Here is a 17,560-nt window from a genome sequence, read left to right as displayed (position 1 = left end):
GCTGTCCGGAGAGTCTCAGTTCCTCGGCTCTCCTACATCATGCCGCCCATACCGCCGCCCATGCCGCCCATGCCGCCGGGGGCGCCGCCCGGACCGCCTTCGCCTTCCGTCTGCTCGGCCTGGATGATGTCGTCGATCTTCAGGACCAGGTTGGCGGCTTCTGCCGCACTGGAGAGGGCCTGGGTCTTGGCGTGGGCCGGTTCGACGACGCCGTCGTCGTACGTGTCGACGACGTCACCGCTGAAGACGTTCAGACCGGCGCGCTTGTCGCCGCTCTCGTGGGCCGAGCGGAGTTCGACCAGCGTGTCGATCGAATCGAGGCCGGCGTTCTCGGCCAGGACGCGCGGGACGAGTTCCAGCGCATCGGCGAAGGCTTCGACGGCGAGCTGTTCGCGGCCACTGACGCTGTCGGCGTAATCGCGGATCCGGCCCGCGAGTTCGACTTCTGTCGCGCCGCCACCGGCAAGCACTCGCCCGTCGCTGACTGTCGAGGCAACGACGTCCAGGGCGTCGTTGATCCCGCGTTCGAGTTCGTCGCTGACGTGCTCGGTCGAGCCACGGATCAACAGCGTCACGCCGTGGCCGTCGCTTTCGACGACGAACCAGCCATCGTCTTCCTCCCGGGTGATGTCGCCGGTGCCGAGGTCGGCCTCGGTCAGCGATTCCAGGTCCGAGACGATCCGTGCGCCAAGCACTTCGGTCAGGAATTCGATGTCGGATTTCTTGGTGCGTTCGACGGCCAAAATGTCTCGCTTGGCCAGGAGATGCTCGACCATGTCGTCGATGCCCTTCTGGCAGAAGACGACGTCAGCGCCGGCCGCATCGATCGTCTCGACCATCTCCCGGAGCTGGGCCTCTTCTTGCTCGATGAACTGCTGGAGCTGCTCGGGATCGTCGACGCTGAGCTGGGCGTCGGCTTCGGTCTCGTCGAGTTCGAGTGCCGTATCCAGCAAGAGAGCGTTCGCGTCCGTGAGGTCTGTCGGCATGTCCTCGTGGACGGGATCCTCGTCGACGACCGCGCCCTCGACGAGCGTGGAGTCGCTTGCGGGACGGCCCGGCTTGGACTCGATGTCGACGAACTCCAGGTCGACGATCGTCGAGCCGTCCTCGGCGTCGACGGTGACAGCCTGGATCGCGTTGACGACCAGATCCGAGAGGAGGTCGAGGTTGAGTTCGGCCCCCTTGCCCGTCATACTCGTCTCGGCGACGGACTTGAGAATCGCCTCGTCGTCAGGGTCGACAGCCTCGGCGATGTCGTCGATCTCCTCGCGGGCCTGCTTGACGGCCATGTCGAACCCACGAATGATCGCCGTCGGATGAATGTCCTGTTCGAGCAGGTCCTCGGCGTTTTTCAGGAGCTCGCCGGCCGTCGCGACTGCCGTCGTCGTGCCGTCGCCGGCCTCGTCCTCCTGGGCCTCGGCGACCTCGACGACCATCTCTGCCGTCGGGTTGTCGATGTCCATCTCCTGGAGGATGGTGACGCCGTCGTTGGTGACGGTGACGTCCCCGATCTGGGAGACGAGCATCTTGTCCATTCCTTTCGGTCCGAGTGTCGACCGGACCGACTGTGCGACCGCCCGAGCCGCCGAAATATTGTGACTCTGGGCGTCGTCGTCTTTCATCCGCTGGGCCTCGTCGTCGAGAATGACCATCGGTTGGCCCTGCATTTGCTGGCTCATGTGTCGATCGAAAGTTTGTCTGTGGTTCTATATAAATGTACGGGTTTCTGTCTCCGCCCGCGAGGGCGCTCACGGCTCACAGTTTGCCCGATAATCGCCGTACAGCGGGCAGAAATCGACTATCGTGCCATGGAATGGCATACGACTGGCCTGGGGCCATGCATCGTCTCCGATGCGGTATTTATATACAGTATGACGCTTGCTCACTCGCCGCTCGTCCGGGAGAGATCGAGCTGGATCGTGGGGTACCAACCCGCCAACGCCGGCAGGTAGACTCCCAGGAATCGATCGACCAGGATCGTCGGCGCACCGACCGCCGGTGGGACGCCCAGCGCGGCCAGGACGAGCGTTCCCGAGGCTTCGGCGACGCCGACACCGCCGGGCGTGACCGGCACGAACGTGACGGCGTAGGCGGTCACCAACGCCAGTGGGAGGAGGATCGCGGGGGTAAACGGCTCGCCGACGGCGTCTAAGAGCAACCAACTCCGTGCGGCGGGGACGGCCATGAGCGCGACGATCCACCCGGCAGCGTACGCGATTGGCGTCCGGGGAGAGCCAAGCAGCGTGGAAAACGTCTCGGCGGCATCGGCGCCCAGGTCCGGCAGCGCTCCCAGAAACCGCTCGATTGCCTCGCCCGCGAGCGGAATGCGATCAGTCGGGAGCCGTCGTTCGAGCCCGCTGGCGAGTGTGCCTACCCCGTCGAGGCGTGTCCCAGCGACGATCACCGTCACTCCGACAACGAGGTAGACCGCCGCCGAGACCGCCAGCGCGGCCAACAGCCACGGCGCCATCGACAACCCGAACACGAGTAGACCGACGGTAGCGACCAGCCCGTACAGCGTCGCGTACAGCGCGGTGTGGAGTGCGGCGACAGCAACGAGTGTCCCCCACGATCGGCCGGTGTACTGTCTGAGGACGACGGGAGCGAGCGACCGCCCGACGGCCTGGGTCGGGCTGAGGTGATTGACGAACGCGACCGACAGGGTCGTGCCCGCAGCCACGCGAAACGGCGTCCGGGCGAGTCGATTGAGCAGGACGTGCCAGGTCCAAAAGCGGGCCAACAGTCCCACGATAGAGAGGCCGAGGATCGCCACGACGACCAGCGGATCGATCTGCCCGAGAGTGCCGGCGACTTTCCCCCAGTCGGTCTGGCTCACCAGCCACGCCAACACCGCCAGCCCGATCGCGTAGCGGGCAGCGGTCACCAGGCGCTGTCGGCTCTCACTCATCGTCTCGCGCCTCGCTTGGGCGCTGACTAGCCAGCGTCAGCATACCCCAGATCCTTGAGTTGTTGCTCGACGTCCGCCGAGACGTCACTCGAACTGACGGCCGCCGTCTCCTCGCCGCGCTGGAACGATACCTCGGCGTCGCGAGCGATCAGTTTCCGCTCGAAGTCCTGCCAGCAGACCGTCGCCTGCTCGTGCCACGGCGCAACCGTTAGTGTCTGCTCGGTCCGTCCACTCGTGAGATCTGTCCCCTGCCAGGCGTTAGGGGTCTCCAGGCCGACGCCCGCGACCAGCGTCGGCGCGATATCGAGCAGACTCAGCCGCTCGCCAAGCGTCTCGATGCCGTCGAGGACCACCGGCACCTGTATCAACGAGTCGGCTACCCGGCGGCGATAGCCCTGGTGGTAGTAGTAGCCCTCTTCGCCGAGTTCTTCGCCGTGATCGGCCGCGAACGCGAAGATGGGATCGCTGTCGAGTGCGTCGAGCAACTGTTCGATCCGCTCGTCGGCCCGCCCGAGAGCGTCCCGATAGGCCGAGACGATCCGTTCGTGGCCCGCGTCGCTCACTTCGTTCGAGCCAAACCAGTGGCGCCCGCCCGCGGCCTCGGCCGTTCGATCGAGGGCGTTCGGGATCGCGTCGTCGCCCGAGCCGTACGGGCGGTGGGTGCCCATGAGGTGGACCCACAGAAACCGCGGCCCATCGGCGTCGTTGAACTGCTCGATCGCGGTTTCGAGGACTTCCTCGTCGTCGGGCAGGTCGTCCATATTGGCGGCCATCGGGTAGACGCGCCGGTAGACCTGCCGGACGAGATCGAACGAGCCCAGGTACTCCCGGAACCGGCTGCGTCGGTTCTTCGCGGGGTTGCCTGCCCCGGACATGAAGTTGTCGTAGTACTCGAAGCCGGCGTCGAAATCGAAGGTTGGATCGGCCTGGGCGGATGGCACGAGACCGATGGTGGTGTAGCCCGCCTCGCCGAGCACCTCCGCAAGCGTCGGCCCGATGACTTTCGACTCGACGGCAGCGCGCACCCGGGAAGATTGCAGTGCCGCCAGGCTCGGGCGCGTGTAGTGGCCGGCGGTCACCCCGGTGAGGACGTCGTGGCCGTCGAGAAACGACATCGCGTCGACGAAGTCGCGTCGCACGGAGTCGGCCGTCACGAGAACGATGTCGTCGGTCATGTCGATCTTGGGTCAACCTCCCCCCGGGCGAATACAATAGCTTCGGTCTGGCGATGGGCTTGGTCGGGTACCCTAGTTGTCCGGCGCCGCGCCCGGTTCGAAGGTGTCGGTCTCGCTCTCAAGTACCGAACGGGCAGTCACGAACTCGAAGTCGGCCTCCAAGATGCGTTCGAGCGCTCGCCACATCCACGCGCCGGTCCGGACGTACACCCGACGGGGCACCCCTTCGACGCGTGGCAGGTCGGCGAACTCCCAGGGGTGGACGTACAGCACCGGCGCAATCCCGCGCCGTGCCAGCCATCGCATGCCGGCGATCGTATAGCGGACGCCGAAAAAGCGCAGCCACGACCCCGTCAGTGGCAGTCGAAGTCCGGGCATCACGGCGACCGGGAGTTCACCGATCGACGCGTTCGCGCCCGACTGGATTGTGTCGGCGGTCGTCGGCCGCTGGATCGACCACTCGCCGCCGTACCAGCCCGGAATCGACCGGCACGGGACAGTACTGGAGTCGTACTGGTAGCCCGTCTCGGCGAGCATCTCGAAGTGATCGGCCCCAATATCGAAGGATGGGGCACGGAAGCCAGTCACCGACTGGCCCGTGATGGTTTCGAGCGATTCCCGGGAGTCCCGCAGTTCCGCTTGGCGTGTGTCGGCAGCCAGATCCGTGAGGTGACGGTGAGTCACCGTGTGGGACCCGATCTCGTGGCCGTTCGCGGCGACCTCCTCGATCCGATCGGGGTGATCGCGTGCCAACTCGCCGACGACGAACCAGGTCCCTCGGGCGTCGTACTCGGCCATCGTCTCGACGAGTCGGTCGATCTGTTCGGGGCCGACATCCGGATCGGCGACGGTGCCACCGGCCGTCCGGTAGGCGGGCGTGTGGGCGAAGCTCTCGGCGTCGATCGTGAGGACGGCCCGCGGTGGTGACGCCATGGGTCGGCCCGGGAGTTCTCGCCCGGCCCACCTACGCCTGTCGGTGTCGGGGCCCGATGCACAAGGCCTAATATCCGCATCGCCGATCGTCTATCCAATGGGAGTATTGCCCCTCAAGCCGTTCGATTTGGGAGCGACGGTCCTCCAGACGCCCGCGCTGGGAGGGCCAGAACTGACGGCTGTGTTGGGTGTGTTGGCCGTTATCGTCTTCCTGTGGGGCCTGGAGCGCTACCGGACGACCTTCTCGAAGGCGGAGCTACTGGTCTCGCTGGCTCTCTCCGGTGGGATCGCGCTCATGGCCGTCGCGCCGACGCTGTTCAATCGGATTGGGACCCTGCTCAACATCGAACAGCGCCCGCTGGTCATCGCGTTGTTGTCGAACGTGACGCTGACGGTGCTTGTCCTCTGGCTGTTCGCCCGGACACGCTCGAATCAGCTCACGATCGGTGACCTCACCCGCTCGCTGACGGTCGAACGCGCCCCGACGGTCGAGACGCCGGAGGGCCAGGTCGCGTTCGTCGTCATTCCGGCCTACAACGAGGGTGGGGCAGTCGCCGATGTGGTCGCCTCGCTGCCCGAGCGTGCCGGTGGCTACGCCATCCAGCCGGTCGTCGTCTCGGATGGCTCGACGGACGACACCGCGAGCGTGGTCGCCGACACGCGCGCGATCGTCGCCGAACATCCGATCAACCAGGGCCAGGGTGGCGCCCTCCAGACTGGCTTCGCGATCGCCCAGCGCAACGGTGCCGACGCGGTCGTGACGATGGATGCTGATGGCCAACACCCCGTCGAGTACCTCGGAGAGTTGTTGGAGTTGATCGCGACCGACCAGGCCGACTTCGTGGTCGGGTCGCGGTACGTCGGCACCGACCGTTCGGACAACGGGCCGGCCAGACAGGCTGGCATCCGGGTGTTCACCGCACTGATCAATCTGGTCGCGAAACTCGACGTCACCGACTGTACCAACGGGTACCGGGCGATACGTGGGTCTACTCTCTCCGCGTTGACCCTGACCGAAGAGCGATTCAGCGCCCCCGAACTCCTCATCGAGGCCCGGAAGAACGCGCTCCGGATCGAGGAGGTGCCGGTGACGATCCGGCAGCGAGACGACGGCGAGAGCAAGAAACCGACGCTTGGCTACGCGTTCGGCCTGACGCGGACGATTTTCGTTACTTGGCTGCGGTAGGCGTTCTGTCTGGCCCACGCTGGCCCGCTGCTCGGTCGCTCTCGGCAGGTTTATTCGGGCGAGCGCCGGATGATCCCCCGATGGGCGCCCTCCGTGAGTGGGTCGGTCGTGCACGCAGACAGGTCAAAACCGACCTGGCGGTAGACCGGAAACTCCGGTATATCCTGCTGTTGTCGGCGGTCCTGTCGCTGTTTTGGATCTGGCACCGCGTGCCCAACTTCGCGACCCGAGACGAGCGCTGGCGCGTCGTGGATCCGCTCGAAGTGCTGGGCTTTTATCTCGACGATCCAAGCATCCAGGGGATCCGGGACGGCCTGTCTCACTGGCGGGCCTACGGTCCGACGATGTACCTCTACGGACTGACGGCCTTGCCCGTCATCGCCGCGACGGCGTTTACGGGAGACTTCGAGACTTTCGCCAATATCCGGGCGACGGCGACGAAGGATCTCTTTGCCAACTGGCACGCGCTCCCAGGGTGGGTCTGGACGGGGAGTATCATCGCCGCGCGACTCGTGACGGTGCTCTTGGCCGTCGGTTGTGTCTATCTCGTCTATCGGATCGGAACCCAGTTACGGGACCGGGCAACCGGTCGACTGGCCGCGCTGTTGTTGGCACTGACCTGGGCGCTGGTCTCGCTGGCCCACGAAGCCGGCGAGGACATCCCCATGCTGTTTTGTTTACTCTTGGTCCTCTATCTCTCGCTCCGGTTTCTGGAAACTGGCGACGGGAACCTCGTGGTCGCTGGGGCCGGGCTGACTGGACTGGCGATGGCGTTCAAGCTCACCGCCGGGATCGGCGTGATCTTCTTTGGGGTCGCGTACCTGCTTCGGGCCCGACGGTCGGCTGATTTCTGGGGGTCGGTGTACCGACCGACGGTGATCAAGCGCTCGGTGCTACTCGGCTTGGTGGTGTTTTTCCTCTCGTTCCCGAGTGTCTTCGCCGAGGGGCCGATGGTCGTGCTCGAACGGATCGGTCGCGGTGTGTCCGCGAAGTCCTCGCCCCACGGCTGGCTGTACGATCACCCCTCGTGGTGGTGGCTCACCAGAAGCTACCTCAACGGCCTCGGCTGGCCGCTGTTCGTCGGTGTCCTCGGCGGCGTCGCCGTCTCTCTCGGGCGACTCCGTGACCGAACGCGAGAGACAGATGGCCTGCTCGTCGTCCTCTCGGGACTGTTCGTCGCACTCGCGGTGTTCTCGATGTGGTCGTACCTCCGGACCCACCACCTCTTGCCGACGATTCCGCTGCTCGTCGTCCTGCTTTCGATCGCGCTCAGACGACTGGCCGAGCGCCGCCAGCGCCTCGCCCGCGTGCTGGCCGTTGCCCTGGTGGTGTCGACGGCCGTCTATACCGGGATCGGCACGGTCGGCTACGCTACACAGCCCCGTGACCAGGCTGTCTCGTACGTTTCGAACAATGCCGGCCCGAACGCCACGGTCGAAACCTACCCGTGGGATCCACAGGAAGCAGCCGTCCCGCACGGGGTCGAGACCTATCGCTGGTCGAACCGCACTGATCCAGGCCAGTCGATCGGCGAGTGGATGCGTGATCTGCCAGCGCGGTGTCCGGAGTTCATTGTTCTCAACCACCAGCAGGCGCTGCTGTATCTTGCCCCTTCGAACCACAGCGCTCTCGCGGCACGTTACGAGGATCCGATCGTCGAAGCGTACCTCCGGGACCTCCTCGCTACCGACACCTACCCTTACGAGATCGGCGGCCGGTTCGGCCCAGCACCGATCTTCCGGTCGACTGGCGCGCCTCGCGATTCGACGTGGGATCTCCTCCAGGCTGGCGTCAACCCGCGTTCGATCCAATACGGTGATCCGCAGGACTTCGGTGTCGACCAGTACGCGATCGTCTTCGAACGGACCGGGGCCTGTTCGGTCGGGAACGCGACCGGCTCCTAACCGTCCCGGTTCAATCGCCCGACTGCCTCTTGGATCTGGTCTCCGTTGGCTGTCTGTACTTCGTTCCCGGCAGCGACCTTGGCGACTGCTTGGGCGATCGTCCCGCCTTGCTCGAGGATCGCTGCCAGATTCGCCACCGTGGTCTCGCCTCGATCGACACCCTTTATGGGGTGGCTGACGGCCAGAGAGGTATGTTCCCGGAGTTCGAGATCATCCCCGCGGTCGACATGCAGGACGGCGAGGTCGTCCAGCTGGTCGGTGGTGAACGTGGGACCGGAAAGACCTACGGCGAGCCAGTGGCGGCGGCAAAGCGATGGGTCGAGGCCGGCGCGGACACGCTCCACGTAGTCGATCTGGACGGTGCCTTCGAGGGCGAACGCCACAACGCCCCGGCGATCGAAGCCATCATCGACGCTGTGGATGTCGATATCCAGCTCGGCGGTGGCATCCGTACGGCAGAGGACGCCCGCGCCCTGCTCGATACCGGCGTCGATCGGGTCATCCTGGGGACGGCTGCCGTCGAGAATCCCGAGATCGTCGCCGGAATCAGCGAGACCCATCCGGGCAGCGTCCTCGTCAGTTTAGACGCCAGCGACGGCGAGGTCGTCGTCTCGGGCTGGACGGAGGGCACGGGACTCGATCCCGCCGAAGCCGCCCAACGGTACGCGGATCTCGGGGCCGGGGGAATTTTGTTCACCGACGTCGACGTCGAGGGGAAACTGGATGGGGTCCGCACCGGCCCGGTCGAGCGCGTTGTCGAGGCCGTCGATCTCCCCGTCATTGCAAGCGGCGGCGTCGCTTCGATCGCGGACGTTCGCGCCCTGGAAGGGGCCGGCGCGGCCGCAGTCGTCGTCGGTAGCGCACTCTACGAGGGCTCGTTCACACTCGGCGAGGCGATCGAGACGCTCCGGTGAGCACCTGTCGCTCGACGCCCGGTCGACATCGGTGGACTCAACTCGCCTCTGGGCCTACGCCGAGAGCGTGACCGACAACGGGCAGGCTCTGACCCGGCGGTTCTGGACGGGAGCGATCCTGCTGGCGGTCGTCCTGTCGGGGCTCGGCCTCCAGATGCGGGGTGCCGTCGTTCCGGAACTCGAAATCGAGTTCGTCGTGGGCAAGGACCTGCTCGGCTTCGTCGGACCCGCTGGCACCCTCGGCTATGTCCTTTCGATCGCGGTCGTCGGCGCAATCGCCGGACGGCTCCATCTCGTTCGCTGGTACACAGTCGGCCTCGCGGTGACGACTCTCTCGATTGCCGGGCTGGGACTTGCCCCGACGCTGTTGACCTTCCTCGCGGTCCTCGTCGTTCGCGGCCTGGGTGACGGCATCATTCGCGGGCTCGACCGTCCGATACTCAGTCACCTCTATCCCGACGACAGGGGTCGAGCCTTCGGGATCTACGACCTGGCGTGGGCAGTCGGCTCGGCCGCCGGCCCGCTGGTGATGACTGGCGCCATCGCGCTTGGCGACTGGCGGCTGGCCTACTTCGGACTGGCGGCAGCGCTCGTCCCGCTAGTCGCGTTCGTCTGGCGTCTCGATCTCCCCTTCGAGGCGGGGCGAGAGGCGATCCTCGACCGCGAAGCGCTGGGCGAACTGTTCCGGACCAGTGAGATCGTCGCGATGGCGCTGGCGATGTTCTTTCACACCGGTCTGGAGGGCGGCCTGTTCCTCTGGTTGCCCACCTTCGGCATCGAGGCCGCTGGACTCTCCCAGTCGAATGCAAACCTGTTGTTGTCGACCTTTACCATCGCCTATGTTCCCGGTCGACTCATCGCGACGGCCATCGTCGAGCGCTACGACTACAGCCTGTTGCTGGTCGGGATCGAACTGTTACTGGTTCCGACCTTCTTCGCCTCGTTTTTCGTCGTGGGCGGGGTCGCCACGTTCCCGATGGTGTTCGCCTTGGGGATGCTTGTCTCTGGGGTCTATCCCTTGCTGGTCGCGTTCGGGACCGACGCCGCCCCAGAGTACAGCGCCCCGATCAACGCCATCGCCGCGGTCTCCTCGTCGATCAGTTTCGCGCTCGTTCCGATGGCGATGGGGTTCGTTGCGGAAGCCCAGGGTATCCGGCCGGCGATGTGGATTCCGCTTGCCCTGACAGTCGGCGTGTTGCCGACGATTCTGGCCGCCCGGCGGTCGATCTCGATTCGGGACGGGGTCGGAACGTAACCCCTTCCAGTCTCGCTTTCATCGTCGTTTCGGTTCCCACACAGGTCGGGTTGTTCACCGACGGTCCGAGTCCTCGACTGTCCTGTTCAACGCACGGTTCCCGCCTTTCGAGTCCAACGCTTTCGCCCCTCTCACAGCACGAGTTGCTGGAAGACGACGAACCCACCGAGGCCGACGAACGCGAGACCGATGACTGTCGAGAGGCGTTCCTCGGAGACTAGATTCGCGTACCGCGCGGCGAGGAAGGCCCCGGCGATCCCACCGATCCCGCTGACACCCACGGCAACGAACGGGACGGACGACTCGACGACGAAGTGGCTTACGCCACCGAACAGCGCGGTAAAGATCATGATGAGGACGGACGTCCCGACGGCGGTGTGGACCGGATATTCGAGGACGAACGTGAGGGCGATGAGGATCATCACGCCCCCGCCAGCGCCGAAGACGCCGGTCATCGTTCCGATGAACGCGCCAGCGAGCACCGAGACGCCTGTCTTGTGGGCCCGGACAGTCGAGAGGTCGGCCCGCTCTCTGAAGGCCGCTATCCGCTCGTCGAGTGACTTCCGCATGAACGAGACGCCCATGAGCAAAATGACGATCCCGGATAGCCCGCCGAGCGTCGTCGAATCGACGCCCCCTGACGCCCAGCTCCCGACGATCGCCGCGAGAACCGCCGCTATCGCGATCCCCAGGCCGCTCCGGAGTCGGACGTTCCCGTTCCGCCAGTAGGTCGCTGCGGACACAGTAGAGGCAAAGACGTCCGTCGCGAGACTGATGCCGATCGCCGTGTAGGGGTCGTATCCCAGGACTGTGACGAGTACCGGCGTGACGACCACTACCGCGGACGCGCCGATCAGCCCGGTGACGACGCCGGCACCGATACCAGCGAGCAAGACGACAAGCAATTCCATGCAGCCGGTGATAGCGCTCGCCGGTATTTCTGATCGCGGGTTCGAACTCGCCCGTGTGAGTGATCTTGCATCCCGGTCGCTGACGGCATCTTGAGAGTGGTGGCCGCAAGCGGGACCTCCAGTGAGGTAGACACTTAACCCATGGCGACGTGTTCCAGGATATGACCGATCGAACCGCCGTAGTCTCCCGCGAGACGGGCGAGACGTCGATCGAGGTGACCCTCGATCTCGACGGCAGCGGCGAGGCGACCGTCGCGACGGGGATCGGGTTCCTCGATCACATGCTCGACTCGTTTGCCACCCACGGCCTGTTCGACCTGGCCATCGAGTGTGACGGCGACCTCGCTGTCGACGACCACCACACGACCGAGGACGTCGCGATCACGCTCGGAGAAGCGATCGACGCGGCGCTGGGTGACCGAACGGGCATCGTCCGCTTTGCCGACCGACGCGTTCCCCTCGATGAGGCCGTCGCCGAGATCGTCTTGGACGTGTCCGGTCGCCCGTTCTTTGCCTTCGACGGGGAGTTCTCTCAGGGCGAGGTCGGGGATCTCACGAGTGTCATGGCCGAACACTTCCTGCGCTCGCTGGCGACCAACGCCGGTTTAACGCTACACGCGAGTGTCAACGGCCAGAACGCCCACCACGAGATCGAAGCGCTGTTTAAGGGTCTGGCCAGGGCGCTCGATGATGCAACCCGAATCGACGACCGCCGGACCGACACGCCTTCGACGAAGGGCGAGCTGTGACCATGGCCGAGTCGGCCTCTTTCGAGGCGATCATGGAGAAGTTCGCAGACAGCCCCAGCCAGCAGCGGGTCATCCGGCTCTTGCTTGCACGCGGGTTCTCGGTCAACGACGAAGGGCGGGTCGTCTCGGGCGGCATCGAGATCCCCAATACGGGCATCGCCCGCGAGATCGATGTCGATCGTCGGGTGGTCGACGCCACGACCGACGCGATTCTGGCGGATCCACAACTCCGTCGGATCTTTCAGAATATCTCCTCGATTCCGAGTCTCCTCGATTTGGCTCCCGTCCTCGACTTGGCGGCGATGACCGTCACCGTTCGCGAGGCCGACGAGTCGGGGATCGTCGCCCGGGTCACGAACATGCTCGCCGAGCGGGAGATTCCGATCCGGCAGGTCATGACCGAGGATCCGGAGTTCACCGACCAGCCGCGGCTGTACGTCATCACCGACGAGCAACTCCCCGGCGAGTTCATCAACGAGATTCGCGCGTTACCCTTCGTCATCAAAATCGAGTTGCAGTGACCGCTCGGGCCCCTGATGGCGGGGATTGATGTCCGGGTCGGCCCACGCTATCGATATGGGTCTGTGGATCGAACTGCGACGGGGCCTCGCCCGAGCCCGTCCGTACCTCCTCGCCCATCACCGCCCCGAGCGGCGCTATCGCTGCTATCGAGTGTCTCTCTTTGGCTCCCGGATCGCCCTTTGTGCGCGGTGTTCGGGCCTTTACCCGGGTGTCGCGGTCGGACTCATCGCGTTCTTTCTCGCTGGCCCGCCGTTTGTCGGCCTGGTACTGATCGCGTTACTTCCGGCACCGGCGCTCTGTGATTGGGTCGTGACGTCGGTGCGTGATCGTCGCGGATCCAACGTGATCCGGACGGCGACCGGTGCGTTGTTGGGCTACGCGTACGGCCTCGGACTGGCCACGCTGTTTCTCGATGGCGACCTTCGTGTCCTCGGTATCGGGGTTGGCTACGCCGCGATCGCGGCGGTCCTTCTGGGCGTCGAGCGCGCCCGCTGGTCGGCGTAGTTATTTGTTTGTCGTGGCCGAATACTACCCATCGAGATGAAACATTGCATCAACTGTGGCGTCGAGATCGCCGAGCAAGCCGACGTCTGTACGGAGTGTGGCGTCGACCAGTCGACCGAACTCGACGGTTCGTACGGCGATCGCGAACCGGACGAGCGGTACTGTCTCGCCTGTGGCGAACTGATTTACAAACAAGCCGCCATCTGTCCGGCCTGTGGCGTCGACCAACCGTCGACTGGCTCCGGCGACACCGACCAGGTTGCCGCGGGCATCCTCGCGATCCTGCTTGGCGGCCTCGGCGTCCACAAGTTCTACCAGGGGAACACACGCAATGGCGTGCTCTACCTCTGTTTCTTCTGGACTGCGATCCCTTCCTTGCTGGGATTGATCGAGGGGATTCTCATGCTCGTCGCAGACGAAGCCGAATACGACGAGCAGTTCTCGGATGGCTCAATTCTCGGGAAGTAAGCGACAGTCGCTTCGACGGCCGCCTGTCAGACTGAATCGAGAAACGCCTGGAGTTCGCTCGTCGCCCGTTCGCGCTCGTCCCGGAAGACCGTGTGGCCGGCACCGTCGACGTGAACGAGTTGGCCGTCAGGGAGCTGTGAGGCGATCGATCGATGCTGGTTCCGTGCCGCTTTGTCGGCGTCGGCCTTGATGAGCAGCGTCGGTGCCGTGATGTCGGGGTAGGTTTCGCGTGGATCCAGCCACCCGTCCTCGAAGACGGCCACGATCGCCGGATCGACGCGTCGACGGGCGGCCGCAAGTCGCTTTGCCAACCGCTTTTCCCCGGCCTCGACGTGTGCCTGGAGTTCCGGATCGGCTTCGATGAGCTCCTCGGTCGTGTGGTCGTGCCACTCGGCGATCTGTTCGCGGACCGCCGCGACGATCTCGTCGTGGTCCCGTTCGGGATCGTCGTCTCTTCCGCTGTCGAGCAGTCCGGCAGGATCGATCAGCGCGAGGGCACGAACGCGGTCGGGGTGGGTCCCAGCGGTCGCCGCGACGGTATCCCCGCCCATGGAGTGACCGACAAGTGTTGCTGTCTCGATCTCCAAGGCGTCCAGCAGGCCCACGAGGTCGGCGACACGATCGGCCATCGCGTATCCCGACTGTGGAGCCGAGGAACGACCGTGCCCGCGGCCGTCGTAGGCGATCACGTCGTACTCCCCGGAGAGTGCCGCTATCAACGGCTCTCGACATAGCGCGTCGTCGAAGGCCCCGTGGGCGATCACGAGCGGCGGGCCGTCGGTCCCTGTTCTGACGTAGTGCAGCTCGATGCCGTTTGCCTGCACCGTCGCGCTCGTCCAATCCGCCGCCAGTCCGGGCGTCTCGTCGCTCATCGATCGGGTATTCACCGGACGCGATCAAAAGGCTCCGGTCGATTCCCGTTCGACGCTCGCTCGGGATCGATAGAGGTACGTGGGTGCCGACAGATCCCTGTCGTATGCAGGTAGACATCGGCAACGCACTTGCGGAAGTCGCTTCGCCGGGTATTCCCCGTGACGCACTCGACCGACTCGACGACCGGGTTGGGACGGCCCACGAACGCATCGAGGACGGGCGAGCCAACAACGAACACGGGTACGAAGCGCTCAACCAGCCCGACAACGTCGACGTCGCGGCCATTCAGGAGGCCGTCGAACCGTTCGAGGACTGTGAGACGCTCATCAACGTCGGCATCGGCGGCAGTGCGCTGGGTGCGGCGACGATTTCGGCTGCCCTCGATAGCGACGTCGAGGCCTACTACCTCGACAACGTCGACCCGAAGTGGGTGGCCGATCACGTCGACGAGATCGACCTCTCGAAGACGGCGTTGAACGTCGTCTCGAAATCCGGGACGACTGCCGAGACGCTCTCGAACTTCCTGGTCGTCCGGGACGCCATGGACGAGGCTGGCGTCGACTGGACCGAACGGACGTGGGTCACGACCGGTCCCGAGGGCAACCTTCGGGACCTCGCCGAGAAACACGATCTGCCCTCGCTCCGGGTCCCTGACGGCGTGCCCGGCCGCTTCTCGGTCCTCTCGACGGTCGGGCTGGCGGCGGCGGCCCTCCAGGGCCACGATATCGAGGCCATTCTCGACGGCGCGCGGGCTGCCGACGAGGACCTCGGCCCGTCGCTCTTTGACTCGCCGGCCTACGCCTACGGCGCGGTCGCCTACGCCCTCGACCAGCGCGGTGCGGGCATCAACGCACTCTTGCCGTATGCCGAATCCTTAGAGACGCTCGCCGAGTGGTACTCCCAGCTGTGGGCAGAAAGCGTCGGCAAAGACGGGCTCGGCCAGACACCCGTCCGGGCGATGGGCGCGACCGACCAGCACTCCCAACTGCAACTGTACCGGGCTGGCCCCCATAACAAGATGGTGACGTTCATCCGCCCGACCGAGCGTGAGGACACGGCGATTCCCGAGACCGATCTGGAGGGTCTCTCGTATCTGGGCGGCTCGACGCTGGGTGAGTTGATCGACGCCGAATTCGAGGCCACCGAGGCCAGCCTCGCCAACGCCGGACTCCCGAACGTCCGCGTCGAGATCGACCGTGTCGACGAGCACGGGATCGGCGAACTCCTCTACAGCATGGAGGCCGCGACGGTCATGGCCGGCGAGTTGTACAACGTCGACGCGTTCGTCCAGCCGGCCGTCGAGTGGGGCAAGAAAGCGACCCGCGGGTTGCTGGGCGGTGGCGACTTCGAGGAAGCCGACGAAGTGGCCGAAAAGACCGAGCTCACGATCGAGTAGGCCTCCTCTCAGGATATCTCGCCCGGATCGAGACGGTCGACGATCCCGTCGAAATCGTCGTCGAACGCCAGTACGTGGTCGATGTCACGATCCTCGACGAGTGCAATCGTCGTCGCATCGGTGAAACTCAGATCGTGGTCGTCGTAGCGCTCGAACGTGTCGACGGCGCGTTCGAAGTCCGCTTGGTCGGTTACGAGGCAGTCGATGGCCGATGGAAACGCTCCACGCCCGAGAATTCTGTCCGCGACTTGTTGTGCTTCGTCGTAAGAGTCGGTCCGAGCCCGGACGAGCGTTACTGTCTCATCGAACACGTAATCGCTTGTGAAAATCAGGCCACACTCCGAGCTGAGAACAGTCTCGAACGCGGCTTTTGCTACCTCGTGACGGGTTGCCCGTTCGTTCTGGAGCGCGTAGAACAGCCCGGTATCGAGAAACACGCTCATTCGTCCAGTGGCTCCTCCTCGTAGAGGATTCGGTCGACCTCTGCCTCACTCGTTTCCACTCCCCAGTCGCTCGTCCCCGAGAGGAACTGTTCGATCTCCGCCTCCGAGAGTCCCTCGAAGTCGTCCCGGAAGGAGTCGATCAGCGCCCCCTTCGAGTCGAACCCGTGTCTGACGAGCCGATCGAGCAACTCCTGTTGGGTCACCTTCCGCCCCGTTTCGAGCTTGATCTCGGCCTGTAGCTGCTCGAGCTTGTCCTTCGTGTTCGTCGCGATCTTCACAGACGTCGTCATGATTACCCGTAGTAGTTACTACTCTGTATACTTTTCCACCCTTTACTCTCCACGGTCTTCCCGATAACTCAAACGCCTGTTGTAGTCATCTCAAGCCCCTTTACACGAGATTTCCAAATGACAGCTATGCACCGACGCGAGCTTCTGACACTCGGCGGACTCGCTCTCGCCGGTCTCGCCGGCTGTCTCGACAACTCCGGGACCAGCGGTGACGACCAGACCGAAACAGAGCCATCGACACCAACAGACACGAACACATCGACCGTAATTGGGACGACCACGCCGACCGAGACGAACACGGAGACACCGACGGAGACCACCACGATTGGAGAGAGTTCTCAGTTGTCAGTCTCTATCGAGCGTCTCCAGCCGGCCGTCGTGGAGATGGGGACGCCAGATAGCCTCACAGTGACCGGCGGCGAAGAAACACAGTACCTCTATCTCTGGATCGAGGTGGCGGCAGGGAAAGCGCCGGCACGGGACGATCTGACATTTCGCCTCGGGGGCGAGCGCCACGCGCTCCGGCCGTCCGAGCACACGCTTGGGCTCTGGCGGGCGTACAACCACAGCGAGAAGTGCTACGATGCCGAACGCGGCTCTGGCTGGGTTCTCTTCGAACTCCCCGACCTCGACGATGCAAGCGATCCAACGCTGGTCTGGCCCGGCGGCGAGTGGCAACCAGGGGCTGACATCCGCCAACGCCTTTCCTCACAGGCCCCATCGCTATCCGTCGAGTGGTCGGCCCCCGACACCGTTACTGTGGGCGACCAGCCGCCCATCGAGTTCACCGTGACAAACGAGAGCGACCGACCGGGGCGGTTCGTGGCGGCACTCAACCGAACTGGCGGCGGGATCGTGTCCATGCCCGTGGCAGGGATCAGCAAGTCGATCCCGGCTGGTGAGACCGTCTCCTGGTCTCTGACCGACACCTACGATATTCGGGCACCCGGCGGAGATGAACAAATCGGCGATGGCGAACCCGATATGACCTACAACCTCGCTTTGATCGGCGATCGGCTGGAGCAGGATATCCGCATCGTCGCCGGGTGATCGGCCGGTGTGGACTGATCTCGTGTGGGGTACGTCGGTCCGACAGCAATCGCCGAGCAGTCGACAACGACAAGCCCTT

Annotated in this window: 19 protein-coding genes; 10 read left to right on the top strand and 9 right to left on the bottom strand. The window is 64.8% G+C overall.

Annotated elements, in window-relative coordinates; translation table 11 throughout:
- Positions 1-32: 32 nt before the first annotated feature.
- The 4 genes from thsB to Hrd1104_RS10420 all read right to left on the bottom strand — a co-directional run bounded on the left by thsB (position 33) and on the right by Hrd1104_RS10420 (position 5,016).
- Entirely contained in the window at positions 33-1,667 is a 1,635-nt protein-coding gene (gene thsB / locus Hrd1104_RS10435) for a thermosome subunit beta (protein WP_154553239.1), read from the bottom strand.
- A gap of 215 nt (positions 1,668-1,882) precedes the next feature.
- Positions 1,883-2,908 carry a lysylphosphatidylglycerol synthase transmembrane domain-containing protein gene (locus Hrd1104_RS10430; RefSeq protein ID WP_154552701.1) on the bottom strand — a complete coding sequence of 342 codons (1,026 nt, stop codon included), beginning with the start codon at positions 2,906-2,908 and terminating at the stop codon, positions 1,883-1,885.
- Between the two features lie 26 nt (positions 2,909-2,934).
- Positions 2,935-4,083: a sulfatase-like hydrolase/transferase gene (locus tag Hrd1104_RS10425; protein ID WP_154552700.1), complete on the bottom strand. Its 1,149-nt coding sequence runs from the start codon at positions 4,081-4,083 to the stop codon at positions 2,935-2,937.
- 72 nt (positions 4,084-4,155) lie between these two features.
- The gene (locus Hrd1104_RS10420) at positions 4,156-5,016 is read right to left on the bottom strand and encodes a polysaccharide deacetylase family protein (RefSeq protein ID WP_154552699.1); all 861 of its coding nucleotides are present in this window, start codon (positions 5,014-5,016) and stop codon (positions 4,156-4,158) included.
- Between the two features lie 97 nt (positions 5,017-5,113).
- On the opposite strand from Hrd1104_RS10420, the gene Hrd1104_RS10415 reads away from it, so the two are divergent.
- Together Hrd1104_RS10415 and Hrd1104_RS10410 are read left to right on the top strand one after the other, a co-directional pair.
- Positions 5,114-6,202 (top strand): glycosyltransferase family 2 protein, encoded by a 1,089-nt coding sequence (locus tag Hrd1104_RS10415; protein WP_154552698.1) that lies wholly within the window; start codon positions 5,114-5,116, stop codon positions 6,200-6,202.
- An 80-nt stretch (positions 6,203-6,282) separates the two neighbouring features.
- On the top strand, positions 6,283-8,106 hold the full coding sequence (locus tag Hrd1104_RS10410; protein WP_154552697.1) for a glycosyltransferase family 39 protein: 1,824 nt from the start codon (positions 6,283-6,285) through the stop codon (positions 8,104-8,106).
- Here Hrd1104_RS10410 and Hrd1104_RS10405 read toward each other — a convergent pair.
- A complete protein-coding gene (locus Hrd1104_RS10405) occupies positions 8,103-8,243 on the bottom strand; it encodes a hypothetical protein (RefSeq protein ID WP_154552696.1) in 141 nt (46 codons plus the stop codon). The genes Hrd1104_RS10410 and Hrd1104_RS10405 overlap by 4 nt on opposite strands.
- Positions 8,244-8,297: 54 nt before the next feature.
- Here Hrd1104_RS10405 and hisA point away from each other — a divergent pair, with 54 nt between their 5' ends.
- Complete coding sequence (hisA, locus tag Hrd1104_RS10400) at positions 8,298-9,020, top strand: 1-(5-phosphoribosyl)-5-[(5-phosphoribosylamino)methylideneamino]imidazole-4-carboxamide isomerase (RefSeq protein WP_154552695.1); 723 nt, start codon at positions 8,298-8,300, stop codon at positions 9,018-9,020.
- Positions 9,021-9,051: 31 nt separating this feature from the next.
- Positions 9,052-10,275, top strand: a complete 1,224-nt coding sequence (locus tag Hrd1104_RS10395; protein WP_229770465.1) for a sugar MFS transporter — start codon at positions 9,052-9,054, stop codon at positions 10,273-10,275.
- A gap of 131 nt (positions 10,276-10,406) precedes the next feature.
- Here Hrd1104_RS10395 and Hrd1104_RS10390 read toward each other — a convergent pair whose 3' ends face one another.
- Positions 10,407-11,186, bottom strand: coding sequence for a sulfite exporter TauE/SafE family protein (locus Hrd1104_RS10390; protein WP_154552694.1), 780 nt, complete (start codon positions 11,184-11,186; stop codon positions 10,407-10,409).
- Positions 11,187-11,347: 161 nt separating this feature from the next.
- Between Hrd1104_RS10390 and hisB the strand changes: the two genes are divergently transcribed.
- Genes hisB through Hrd1104_RS10370 form a run of 4 tightly spaced genes read left to right on the top strand, consistent with a single transcriptional unit; the run spans position 11,348 to position 13,429 of the window.
- Positions 11,348-11,935 (top strand): imidazoleglycerol-phosphate dehydratase HisB, encoded by a 588-nt coding sequence (gene hisB / locus Hrd1104_RS10385; protein ID WP_154552693.1) that lies wholly within the window; start codon positions 11,348-11,350, stop codon positions 11,933-11,935.
- A gap of 2 nt (positions 11,936-11,937) precedes the next feature.
- Positions 11,938-12,456 (top strand): amino acid-binding protein, encoded by a 519-nt coding sequence (locus tag Hrd1104_RS10380; protein ID WP_154552692.1) that lies wholly within the window; start codon positions 11,938-11,940, stop codon positions 12,454-12,456.
- Between the two features lie 55 nt (positions 12,457-12,511).
- Positions 12,512-12,961 (top strand): DUF2085 domain-containing protein, encoded by a 450-nt coding sequence (locus tag Hrd1104_RS10375; protein WP_154552691.1) that lies wholly within the window; start codon positions 12,512-12,514, stop codon positions 12,959-12,961.
- Between the two features lie 36 nt (positions 12,962-12,997).
- Positions 12,998-13,429 (top strand): TM2 domain-containing protein, encoded by a 432-nt coding sequence (locus Hrd1104_RS10370; RefSeq protein WP_154552690.1) that lies wholly within the window; start codon positions 12,998-13,000, stop codon positions 13,427-13,429.
- Positions 13,430-13,455: 26 nt separating this feature from the next.
- Here Hrd1104_RS10370 and Hrd1104_RS10365 read toward each other — a convergent pair whose 3' ends face one another.
- Entirely contained in the window at positions 13,456-14,301 is an 846-nt protein-coding gene (locus Hrd1104_RS10365; RefSeq protein ID WP_154552689.1) for an alpha/beta fold hydrolase, read from the bottom strand.
- 104 nt (positions 14,302-14,405) lie between these two features.
- On the opposite strand from Hrd1104_RS10365, the gene Hrd1104_RS10360 reads away from it, so the two are divergent.
- Positions 14,406-15,698, top strand: a complete 1,293-nt coding sequence (locus Hrd1104_RS10360) for a glucose-6-phosphate isomerase (RefSeq protein WP_154552688.1) — start codon at positions 14,406-14,408, stop codon at positions 15,696-15,698.
- An 8-nt stretch (positions 15,699-15,706) separates the two neighbouring features.
- Here the strand turns inward: Hrd1104_RS10360 and Hrd1104_RS10355 are convergent, their stop codons facing one another.
- Both Hrd1104_RS10355 and Hrd1104_RS10350 read right to left on the bottom strand, forming a co-directional pair.
- Positions 15,707-16,141 carry a type II toxin-antitoxin system VapC family toxin gene (locus tag Hrd1104_RS10355; protein WP_154552687.1) on the bottom strand — a complete coding sequence of 145 codons (435 nt, stop codon included), beginning with the start codon at positions 16,139-16,141 and terminating at the stop codon, positions 15,707-15,709.
- A complete protein-coding gene (locus Hrd1104_RS10350) occupies positions 16,138-16,431 on the bottom strand; it encodes a hypothetical protein (RefSeq protein WP_154552686.1) in 294 nt (97 codons plus the stop codon). Before Hrd1104_RS10350 ends, Hrd1104_RS10355 begins: the two co-directional genes overlap by 4 nt.
- Positions 16,432-16,557: 126 nt before the next feature.
- On the opposite strand from Hrd1104_RS10350, the gene Hrd1104_RS10345 reads away from it, so the two are divergent.
- On the top strand, positions 16,558-17,481 hold the full coding sequence (locus Hrd1104_RS10345) for a hypothetical protein (protein WP_154552685.1): 924 nt from the start codon (positions 16,558-16,560) through the stop codon (positions 17,479-17,481).
- The last annotated feature ends 79 nt before the right edge of the window (positions 17,482-17,560 follow it).

The organism is Halorhabdus sp. CBA1104, assembly GCF_009690625.1.
Taxonomy (GTDB): domain Archaea; phylum Halobacteriota; class Halobacteria; order Halobacteriales; family Haloarculaceae; genus Halorhabdus.
The sequence above is the reverse complement of the archived record's forward strand: the minus strand, read 5'-3'. Positions and strand labels throughout refer to the sequence as shown.